Annotated in this window: 1 protein-coding gene; it reads left to right on the top strand. The window is 70.8% G+C overall.

Annotation, left to right across the window (positions count from 1 at the left end):
* Nucleotides 1-1,062: HNH endonuclease signature motif containing protein (locus FHP29_RS21495; RefSeq protein ID WP_158296457.1), on the top strand; the 1,062-nt coding region annotated here is incomplete at both ends.

Below are 1,062 nucleotides of genomic sequence, written 5' to 3'. Positions count from 1 at the left end.
ATCCGCGAATGGACCGGCATCGTCGCCTGGGCCTCCGACCATGTCGTGACCGGTCCGGCGGGCGTTGCCACGATCACCGAGGGCTACCTCGACACCGGCGTCCCGATCGCCGGGGAAGGTGCCCCGTTGGTCAGCGAGTTCGCGTTGATGGAGCTCGTCGCGGTCCGGGGCCGGTCACCGGACGGTGGGAAGGCGTATGTCGGGCGGGTCATCGAGTGCGCCTGGCGGTTGCCCCACGTGTACGACGCGGTGCTGGCCGGGAGGTTGGCGCCGTGGCGGGCCGAGCGGATCGCCGACCTCACGCGCGGCCTGAGCGCGGAGGCGGCGGGGTTCGTGGACCGGCAGCTGTTCGACGCCACCGGGGGCGGGTGGGCGCAGCTCGAGCGGCTCGTGGCTGAGGCTGTGTTGCGGTTCGACCCTGAGAAGGCTGAAGCCGAGCGCAAGGCCGCGGCGGACGGGCGGCATTTCGATATCGGTGAGGTGGACGAGCACGGAATGGTCCAGGTCGACGCGCTGTTGGATGCGGCGGACGGGCATGACCTCGACCAGGCCGCCGCCCGGCGGGCCGAGGTCCTCGGCCGCCTCGGGGATGACTCCTCGCTCGATGTGCGGAGGTCGAAGGCGGCTGCCGAGATCGCCCGCGCCGACTTGGCATTGGATCTGCTGATCCCTGACCCCGACGCCGGGGAGGTCGTCGCCACCGTGCCGGGGCGCAAGGTGGTGTTGAACGTCCACCTCACCGACACCACCCTCACCACCGATCGATCGGGGAACCCGGTCGGACGTTGGGAAGAGGGCCGTTGCCCGATCAGTGGCGCGCAGATCCGGGAATGGCTCCGCACCCGCGAGGCCACGATCATCGTGCGGCCGGTGATCGATCTGGCCGACCACGTGCCCGTCGGCTCCTACGAGATCCCCGACCGCCACCGCGCTCGTGTCGCACTGCGGGACCAGACCTGTCGGTTCCCGCACTGCACCCGACCTGCCCAACGCTGCGACCTCGACCACCACCGTCCCTACGGCGAGGGTGGTCCGACCTGTCCGTGCAACGAAGTGGCCCTG

Source organism: Nocardioides albidus, from assembly GCF_006335005.1.
In the GTDB taxonomy this organism is placed as follows: domain Bacteria; phylum Actinomycetota; class Actinomycetes; order Propionibacteriales; family Nocardioidaceae; genus Nocardioides; species Nocardioides albidus.
The sequence above is the reverse complement of the archived record's forward strand: the minus strand, read 5'-3'. Positions and strand labels throughout refer to the sequence as shown.